Annotated in this window: 5 protein-coding genes; 1 reads left to right on the top strand and 4 read right to left on the bottom strand. The window is 67.4% G+C overall.

Annotated elements, in window-relative coordinates:
• Positions 1–171 precede the first annotated feature (171 nt).
• From ACZ3HV_RS21275 to ACZ3HV_RS21265, 3 genes are all read right to left on the bottom strand, one after another.
• Positions 172–1,323: a glycoside hydrolase family 76 protein gene (locus ACZ3HV_RS21275; RefSeq protein WP_465686703.1), complete on the bottom strand. Its 1,152-nt coding sequence runs from the start codon at positions 1,321–1,323 to the stop codon at positions 172–174.
• A gap of 78 nt (positions 1,324–1,401) precedes the next feature.
• Positions 1,402–2,625, bottom strand: coding sequence for a SpoIID/LytB domain-containing protein (locus tag ACZ3HV_RS21270; protein WP_465686702.1), 1,224 nt, complete (start codon positions 2,623–2,625; stop codon positions 1,402–1,404).
• On the bottom strand, positions 2,622–4,010 hold the full coding sequence (locus ACZ3HV_RS21265; protein ID WP_465686701.1) for an N-acetylmuramoyl-L-alanine amidase: 1,389 nt from the start codon (positions 4,008–4,010) through the stop codon (positions 2,622–2,624). The genes ACZ3HV_RS21270 and ACZ3HV_RS21265 overlap by 4 nt, the downstream gene beginning before the upstream one ends.
• A 162-nt stretch (positions 4,011–4,172) precedes the next feature.
• Between ACZ3HV_RS21265 and ACZ3HV_RS21260 the strand changes: the two genes are divergently transcribed.
• Positions 4,173–5,009 (top strand): hypothetical protein, encoded by an 837-nt coding sequence (locus tag ACZ3HV_RS21260; protein WP_465686700.1) that lies wholly within the window; start codon positions 4,173–4,175, stop codon positions 5,007–5,009.
• A gap of 65 nt (positions 5,010–5,074) precedes the next feature.
• Here the strand turns inward: ACZ3HV_RS21260 and ACZ3HV_RS21255 are convergent, their stop codons facing one another.
• Positions 5,075–9,184 carry a S8 family serine peptidase gene (locus ACZ3HV_RS21255; protein WP_465686699.1) on the bottom strand — a complete coding sequence of 1,370 codons (4,110 nt, stop codon included), beginning with the start codon at positions 9,182–9,184 and terminating at the stop codon, positions 5,075–5,077.
• Positions 9,185–9,189: the final 5 nt, after the last annotated feature.

Raw genomic sequence — 9,189 nt, 5'->3', positions numbered from 1 at the left:
CCCGAACACCCCCCCCACTGACGCCCCCCCCCCCCCCCCACCAAACCTCAACCCCCCACCCCCCCACTCCCGCCAAAAACCACCTCGCCGCCCGTCCCCTGCGGGGACGGGCGGCGCGGTGTTTATCGCAAGCCCGTTCTCTTCCTCAGGCCCAGCGAGGGGCTGGGTTGGTCAGGCGAGGAGGCCGTATTTGGAGCGGGGCCAGGCTAGTAGGGCGTGGATTTGGGTTATTCCTGATTGTTGGAGGAGTTCCACCGAGCCTGCTTTGAAGTTGTAGAGGTTGGTGGCTGGGTCGCGGGTGGTGTTCCAGTTGTAGTCGGCGTAGGCCTGCATGGCCTTTCGGTAGCGGGGGTCGGGCGCCACCGAGTCGAGGATCAGCAGGTTCTTGAACCAGATCGAGTTGAAGGCCGCGCCCTGCTTGGCCAGCATCTCCTGCGTGCTGTAGAAGGCCAGCGACGCCTTCGCGACGGACTTGGCGTCGTCCAGGTACTGGCGCCGGCCCGTTGCCTTGTACAACAACACCCCGGCACCGAGCATGACGCCCTGGTTGTAGCTCCACTGGGTCTTCTCGACGTTGCCGGCCAGGTCGATGTGGTCCCAGTACAACCCGTTCGGGGCCAGCATGCAGTCCTGAGCCCACTTGTACATCCGCTGCGCCTCGGTCAGGTACGACGGGTCCCGCGTCAGCAGGTACAGGTGCGCACCGAGCTCGGCACCCGGGCCGTTCGACACCGTGTTGCGGTCCTGGCTCCACGGTGCCTGGGTCCAGTAGACCCCGCCCGCGCACGGATGCGACGGATCGGTGTCCCAGCCGTGCACGACCAGCGTGAAGATCTCCTTGGCCCGAGCCAGCGCAGCGCGGTCACCAGTCCGCTTGTACCGCTGGATCAGGTTCAGTCCGATCCACTCGTTGTCGTCGTAGAACTTGTCCCCACCCTGACCCAGCGGCGGCCGGACATACGAGTCGTACCCCTTCGGCGTCGTGCCGGCGTTCCAGTACGGCTCGTACGCCGCGAGCCGCCGGTCGGCCTCCTCCGACGCCTTCCGGCCGGCGCCCGGCACACCGGCCAGGTTCTCCGCGGCGATGGCAGCCTGCGAGTACGGCCAGACGTACGAGTACGGGTTGGTCTGCGTGTTCGGGTACTCCTCGAGCAGCAGTCCCTGACCCGCGTCGAAGTACTTGTTGATCGCGTCGTACGACGCCTGCGCACGAGCCGCCGGATTCGTCCCGGCGTCAGCCGCGGACATGTTCAGCGAGCCGAGGACGGCGACCGTGAGCACGCCGGCCGCGATCCGAGTTGATATACCAATTTTCCTGGGCATCGACCTTGTTCCTCCTGGGCGGTGGCGATTGACATCGATGTCACGTTCTAACCGGCCCAGGGATGCGTCGTCAATGGCTCAGCGACCAGCGTCCTCGGCCGGACCAGTTGGCATATCAAGAGGACGAACCGGGAACGCGATCCAGCCGGACCGCAGATGCAGCCGGATCCGGACCTGATCGGCGGTCAGCACCCGCCGTCCCTTCGACCCGACCGCCTCGACAGTGAGCGCCCGTCCGCCGGACGGGCCGATACCCGTCCGCTTCAGCACCCGCAGGCTCCGGATCGACCCGACGTCGAACGCCGCCTGCACCTCCGCCGCCGTCCGCGTCACGGTCCAGGTCACGTTCGGGTTCCCGTTGCCCGGATACGCGTCCCAGACGTCCGCCTTCATCACCTGGTACGGCACCTCACCCACCGCGGTCGCGCCTCCGTTCGACGAGGAGAACTCGGCCATGATCGGCTTGCCCTTGTAGAGCCGCACCTGCCCCGCGGTCGCCGCGATCGCCGTGTTCGTCGACGCCTTCTCCGAGTCATAGCCGCCGTACACCTGGCAGGACGTGGTGTCACACAGGTCGTACGCCTTCCGCGCGGCCCGGCTCCGATGGAACACGGAATAGGTGCGCGCGGCAACGGCTTGCGCCCGCAGGGCCGCCGGACGCCAACTGGACAAGGCTTCCCGGGGTACGACGCTCCGCAGGTAGTACTCGAGCGACACGACGTTCACCGTGTCCAGATGCCGACCAGACACGTCGATGGCCCGGAGCGCTCCGCGATACCGGCGGACCGCTCCACTCGGCAGCACCAGCCCGGTCACCGCGGCGCCCTCGAACTGCGTCATTCCGGTGAACGTCTTCCACAGCGTCCACTTCCGGGTCTTCGCGTCGAACGAGCTGACCTTGGTGCCGTGGTCGCCGTACGGGTCGATCGACCACTGGTTCCGGGTCGAGGCCTTGGGCAACGTGTACACCTTGCCGGCGGCCAGGTCGCGGACGCGAAGATGGTTGACCGTGCCGACCCGGACACCGTCGGTGGTGTCCGCGCTGATCCGGACCCGGATGCTCCCGGTCGCCTTGCCCGTGGTCGTTCCCGGGTAGTAGAAGTCGAGGATCTGTCTGACCGACTTCCCGGCGATGGCCGCGCCCTGAGCGCCGTACTGCGACATGCCGCGACCGTGCCCGAAGCCGCGGCCGGCGATCGTGGTGTCGGGAACGGCGGCCTTCGGCTCGACCGGGCTCGCCAGCGCAGTCGCGCTGATCAGAGTGGTGGACAGTACGACGATGGCGATCGCACGCTTCTTCATGACGTTCTCCCGTACCGCGGGTAGACCTTGCCTGTGTGCTGGTCGTAGACGAGCCAGCCGCGCTGGAACTTCTGCCGCAAGCCGCCTTTGACCTTGTAGTGCTCGGTGACCGGCAGGCCGAGTCGCGCGTCACCGGCACCGAGCCGCCGATAGCGCGACCGGAACACGCCGACGGTCGAATGGGTGCCGCTGGCAACGGAGTAGAAGACGTCGCGGGTGCCGAAGTACGTCGCCCAGCCGTGCTTCGTCCGATGCTCACCCCAGAACGGCTGCCCGACGTACCGGAAGCCGATCTTCTTCGCGAATCGGTAGATCGGGGTCGAGACGCTGCCGCCGATCAGCGTGTTGACTCGTTGCTTCAGCCAACCGAGTTTCTTGTACAGCTCGGTGCCCGGACACGCCGTTGCCTTGGTGTCACGGTGTCCGGAGACCGTGTGCAGACGACTGCCGTCGAGCACGATCGTTGCCAACGGCGACCGATAGTTCGCGTCCAGCTTCCAGGCGATCACGCGGGCCGTCATCTCGAGCATCGCCTGCGGTGGGGTGGCTTTCTCGAAGTTGCCGATCACCGCGACACCGAACGAGTTCGCGTTGTACGACGCGGTGTGCGCACCCAGCACCGGCAATTGCGCACCGCCGTGCCGGCCTTCGAACGCGCGGCCGAAGCGATCGACGAGGAAGTTGTAGCCGAGGTCGCACCACCCCCGGCTCTTCACGTGGTACGTGTACATCGCGCGCACCATCGCCGGGACCTGCGCTCGCGTGTAGTCGTTGCGATCGGCGGTGTGGTGCACGAACGCGGCCAGCACGGTGCTCGTGTACTTCGGTCGCACGCAAGCCGCTCCGTTGTGACTGCGCAACCGCTCGTCGGCGCCCCACCGCTTCCGGCTCACCATGGCCGGCATCGGGTACGGCGCTCTGGTCGCATCGGGCTCGATGACACCGGACGCCTCCGGTTCGTCGGTGTCGGTGGCCAGTACGCCGGGCTGGATCAGGATCACCTTTGCGTTACTGACCGTCGTACCGCTGCTCGTGACGGCGCTGGCCTGGACGCCGGTCGCGTCGCCGACCCACAGCGGGTCGGTGCCGGCGCGCTCAACTCCTTCGGGCGCCGATGGATCCGGCCCGTGGTCGTCCTCGACGTGCAGCGGCTCCCAGTCGGTCCACTGCCCGTCGCGCTGCACGCGGACCTTGGCCTGCACAGCGCCGGAACCTTCAGGCCAGGTGATCCCGACCATCGCGAATGGTTTGGTCTCCGCCTGTACTGACTGCCCGTCGAGTGCGATCTCTTGGTACGACGAATCTGACTGTGGAGCCGGGGTGGTGGGGAGGACCAGGGCGAGGCCCGTCGCCGCGAGAGTCAGGAGTCGGGAGGTCTTGGCCATGCAACAGCCTTCCGGCGGGGATACGACGGTCGCTGGGCGGCGCTCATCGATTATGCGCGCTGGGTGACCGCTTTCCCGGCATTGCGTCACCCTGCGTGGCGAGACCTCGCTTGCGGGATTGGATAGGCTCTGCGTAAAGCCCCTAGTTTGAAGAGGCCCGACATGGACTTCATCCTGATCATCGCAGTCGTGGTGATCGCGGTTCTGGCATATCGCTCGTACCGTCGGACCCAACTGCAGAACAAGAAGCGGCACGAGATCACCGCCGGTGAGCTCGAGTCGGTCAAGCGCACCGCCGACGAGGACATCACCCGGTTCGGCGAGGAGCTGCAAGACCTCGATCTGGAGATGGTCGGCAAGGACCTCGGCGATGGCGCCCGGCAGGACTATCAGCGTGCGCTGGACTCCTACGAGTCGGCCAAGCAAGCGGTCGGCCAGGTCACCGAGGCAGACCAGATCAAGCACGTGATCGAGATCCTCGAGGACGGCCGGTACGCCGCCGCGTGTGTGCGCGCCCGGGTCGCCGGTGAGCCGCTGCCGCAGCGCCGCCCGTCCTGCTTCTTCAACCCGCAGCACGGCCCGTCGGTCGAGGACGTCCTGTGGGCACCGCCCGGCGGCGCACAGCGCGAGGTTCCGGCCTGTGCGGCCGACGCCGAGCGGGTGAAGGCCGGCGCCGATCCGGACGTCCGCAAGGTCATGGTCGGCCCGCAGCGGGTGCCGTACTGGGAGGCCGGTCCGGCCTACTCGCCGTACGCGCAGGGCATGTTCGGCGGCATCGGTGGAATCGCGACCGGTCTGTTCCTGGGTACGGCGCTCGGCGGCATGTTCGCCGGTGGCGGCTACGGCGACTACGCGGCCGGCTACGACGCCGGCATGGCCGACGGCAGCGACGGCGGTGATGGCGGCGGCGACGGTGGCGACTTCAACATGGGCGACGGCGGCGGCGACTCCGGCGGCTGGGACTTCGGAGGCGGCGACTTCGGCGGCGGCGACTTCTAGCCCGACCAACCCAGAGCCCCGGCGACCGCAACGGTCGCCGGGGCTCTGTCGTCAGCAGCGCGGGTTTACCTGGTCACCTTGATGGGGACGGACAGCGCGGTCGGAGCCGTGGACGGGCCGAGCAGGAGCTCGCCGTTGTAGCTCTGGCCGGGTGTCATCGCCTTGTTGTAGTCGACGTGCAGCGTGACCGTCGTGTTGGCCGGGACCGGACCGGTGGGCAGGCCGCTCACCGTCAGGTCATTGCCCTGGATCGCGTTGACGGTCAGCGGGAACGACGGCGTACCCGTGACCCCGAAGCCGTGCACCCAGATCTGGTAGTTGCCGTCGGGCGGGTTGACCAGGTCGACCGACTCGTCGCCCGTACCACCGGCGGACGACGCGACGATCTCGGACGGCGAGAACACGCCGTCGTTGTTGGCATCCCGCAGCACATAAAGGTCCACGTCGTTGTTGGCCAGCGCCGTACTCACGTCCAACCGGGACGCGTGCGAGAGCGTGAGGTTCTTCTTCACACTCGCCGTGGACGGGTCGTTCGGGTCGTCCTGGTGGGCGACCTCGGACGTCACACTCGGCTGGCTGAGACCGTAGGCGGACGCCTTCAGCCCGTCCAGCGGCACGCTCGACGAGAACGTCACGTCGAACCCACCGGTGTCCCCGGTCGCGGTCTGGACGACCGACGACGGTGACACCGACGCACTACCCAGCTGCACCTTGAACGGGGTGTTGAACTTGTCACCCTGCCAACTGACCTGGTGCAGCGCGAGCGCCTGCAGCCCTTCCTGTGCCGGCGCGGTCACCACGTCGGCCGGGCCACCGGTCGCCGTGTCGAACCGCCAGGCACCCGCCCGGACATTGGTGTTCGGACTCTTCCCGACCGTGTCGATCGTGTACGGCGCTCCGTAAACTGAGTCCGGCTCGAGCTGGAAGTGGTTGACCGAGCGACCCATGATCAACGTGTCCAGGTCGGTGTACGGACCGGAATCCTCCCAACTGGTATTGGCCAGGAACTTGGTGCCTTCGGCGGGTGCCTTCGGTACGTCGAGGTAGAAGAACCGCCAGTCACCGGACTCGGCCCGCCAGGTCCAGTCGTTCGCACCGAACACCGAACCGTTGTTGTAGGTGAGGTTGCGTTGCGACTGCGCGACGTCGTCACCGCCGAACGTGATCGCACCGGTGATCTTGCCGCTCGCGTCCTGCGTCGCCTTCGCCGCGACCGCCACGGACACCGGCACCACCATCGAGTCCGAGCCGCGGTTCAGCACGACGGCACCGGAGTACATCCCGTACGGCGCGTTGCCCGGGACCTTGATCGACGCGGTGAACGAACCGTTCGCGGTCTTCGGCGTGCTGACCCACTTCCAGTCGCTGTTCTTGTACCAGTCGATCGAGACCTTGAAGTCGGTGACCGGGATCGACGTGTTCTTCGTGGAGTGCTGCAGGCCGAGGAACAGGCCGTCCGCCATCCGCTTCGCCGGATCGGCGACGTACGACTGCAGTGCATTCGAGCCGGCCCGGTGGTACATGAACCGCTCGTACTCGCCCTGTTCCATGTCCGACTTGGCGAAGTCCAGGTCGAGGAAGCCGTCGATGTTCGAACTGGTCGTCTTGTCGGTGTGGTTGACGACGCCGTTGTGGTTCTTGTCGGTCCACAGCTTGCCGTCGTGGTTGACGTCGGTCCAGTTGTAGGTGAGCAACCGCCAGGCCTGGTCCTCGGTCAGGTTGTTGTCACCGTCGAACTGCGACCGTGGGTACTCGAGTTTGACCACCATCAGATCGGCGTCTTTGTGTTGTTTGACCTGTTTGGTCAGGTCGATCAGGTAGTCGGGTGCGTTGAAGTTCGACGTACTCTCCTGGCTCAGATCCTTGCTGCTGAAGGAGAGGGTGTCGCTGTCGGTCCGGACGAGTTGCCGGTCGCTGACCTGCCAGGCGCCGGGACCGTTCAGGGTGAACTTCTGGGTGTCGGTCCCGCCGGGCGAGATGATGTTCGCGAACACCGGGTACTGGGTGCCGCGGTAGTCACCGACCCGCCACTCCGTCGGCGAGACGGTCGCGCGGCTGCCGAGGGCACCCGCCACCGCCTTGCCGGCGTCGATCGAACCCGAGCCCTGGACGTTGGCGTCGTACCCGAGGTCCTTCGACGTCGACTTCAGGATGTCCTGCGCGGTCGAGTAGAAGCCGGCCGGCACCGCACCGCCGTGTGCCTTCTTGTAGGCCTGGTAGATCAGTGCCGTCGCACCCGCGGCGACCGGGGTCGAGCGGCTGGTGCCACCCCAGGTCTCCCACGCGTTCCGGCCGTCGAGGACGGTGTTCAGGGTCGCGTCACCCGGTGCGTAGGAGCCGTCGGCAACGACGTCGACGCCGTTGGTGGCGTTCGCGCCGAAGCCGCGGTTGGACCAGACCATGACGTCGTTGTCGGTGATCTGGCTGGTCCGCACGATCGAGTCCCAGCCGGTTCCGCCGAACTGGGTGGACGCGCCGACCTCGATCGCGGTCGAGGGCGCCGCGGCCGTCGACGTACCGAAGCCCGGAGCGCCGTTGCCGGTGGAGAACAGGGCCGTCGTCTTGAAGCCGTCGGAGATCACGTCGGCCTCCTGGCTCGCCGCGTCCCAGCCGTCGTTGTCGGTGGCCGAGTCGCCGTACGAGTTCGAGGTGATGTCGACGCCCTGCCGGGTGGACAGGAAGTAGCCGAACTGGTCGGAGAAGTCGTGGCTGAAGTAGATGTCGCCGAACGGCGCCAGCTTGGCATGCGGAGCACCACCGAGGACGGCACCGGCGTACTTGCCACCGGGGATGTCCTTGAAGGTCGGCGCCTTGCCGTTGATGACCGCCTGACCGACGACGTTCGACGCGGTCAGCGTGCCGTGGCCCTCGATTCCGGGGTCGAAGTCACCGGTCCACGCGACCAGCGCGCCGGATCCGAACGACGTGTCCTCGACGCCGAACGCGTCCAGGCCACCCGGGATCGGGGTCTTGCCGTCGGAGATGTAGTACATCAGGCCGCCGGACAGGTCGGTGTAGCCGTCACCGTTCATGTCCCGGTACGACGCCGGCGACGACTTGGTCACCGGCTTCTCGTCGGCGAACGAGTAGTCGTCGTCCAGGTCGACGTACACGGTGTCGTAGACGCCGGCGGTGTGCGGGTCGGTGACCAGGAAGCCCGGGCGCTCGCCGTACAGGTCGAGCAGGTAGTCGTCCGGGTGGCTGCCGAGCATGACCTTGCCGGACTTGCTCCAGCCGGCCGGGAAGGAGTACGTGTGCTGCTTGGTCCCGGCCGGCAGACTGAAGTTGCGCGACGGTCCGGTCTTGGTGGCGAAATCCACCGAGCAGGTCCCGCCGGACGTGACGCAGGTCGCCGCGGTGGTCTTGGTGTACCACGACAGGCCCTGGTCGACCTGGCTCGGGTCGGCGAGCCACTGCAGGGTGCCGAACGGGTCGAACGCCTTCGGCCAGCCGTTCCAGCCGGCCTTCGCGCCGGTCTGGCCGGTCCAGGTCTGCCAGGTGTTCAGCAGGTCCGGGTGGCCCCAGTCGGTGCCGCCGTCGAGGACGCCGACGGTCACGCCCTGACCGGTGAAGCCCGCGTTCCAGGCACCGGTGAAGTTGTGCGTCTTGGCGTCCAGCAGGTTCTGCTTGCGCAGCGTCTCGAAGTTGGAGCCGCGCAGTGGCGGGGCTTCGGTGTAGGGGACGTCGTCGGCCTTGGCCTTCGCGAGCGCCGCGTGCTTCTCGGCGGCGGTCGGCGCCTGGTGCAGCCCGGGGTCGGGATCGGTCAGCGGCTGCCCGGTCTTGGTCATTTCGATCGGCTGGATCGCGACAACCCCCGGTACGGCGGCCAGCTTCGGCAGCGCCTGGACCGGGATCGATCCCAGCACCAGCGCGGCGTCGCCGGACTTCGCCACCTTCGCGTTGTCGAGCACCTGCTGGGCCTGGGCGGTGTCACCGCCCTGGACGGTCGCGAACACCGCTACGGGGGCGGTGTCACCCTTCTTGACCTTCGCCTCCAGCTTCGGGTCGAGCTTCGCCAGCGCGGCGTCGGCCGCGGTCTTCACCTGCATCGCGCCCGGCGCTTGGCCCGGCGGTGGATCCTTTCGGGCGGCCGCCTGCACCGGCGCCGACAAGGACGCGAGGATCAGGCTGGTCAGGGCAACGAGCGCAGCAGTGTGCTTCAGGCGTCGTCTCATACTTC

The sequence above is a fragment of the Kribbella sp. NPDC020701 genome (genome assembly GCF_055562215.1).
Note: the sequence above shows the minus strand (reverse complement) of the source record. Positions and strands in the feature narration are given on the sequence as shown.

What these genes read in the sequence shown, in the direction of transcription:
- ACZ3HV_RS21275 (WP_465686703.1), bottom strand. Translation starts at nt 1,323, where the DNA reads ATGCCCAGGAAAATTGGTATATCAACTCGGATCGCGGCCGGCGTGCTC.
- ACZ3HV_RS21270 (WP_465686702.1), bottom strand. Translation starts at nt 2,625, where the DNA reads ATGAAGAAGCGTGCGATCGCCATCGTCGTACTGTCCACCACTCTGATC.
- ACZ3HV_RS21265 (WP_465686701.1), bottom strand. Translation starts at nt 4,010, where the DNA reads ATGGCCAAGACCTCCCGACTCCTGACTCTCGCGGCGACGGGCCTCGCC.
- ACZ3HV_RS21260 (WP_465686700.1), top strand. Translation starts at nt 4,173, where the DNA reads ATGGACTTCATCCTGATCATCGCAGTCGTGGTGATCGCGGTTCTGGCA.
- ACZ3HV_RS21255 (WP_465686699.1), bottom strand. Translation starts at nt 9,184, where the DNA reads ATGAGACGACGCCTGAAGCACACTGCTGCGCTCGTTGCCCTGACCAGC.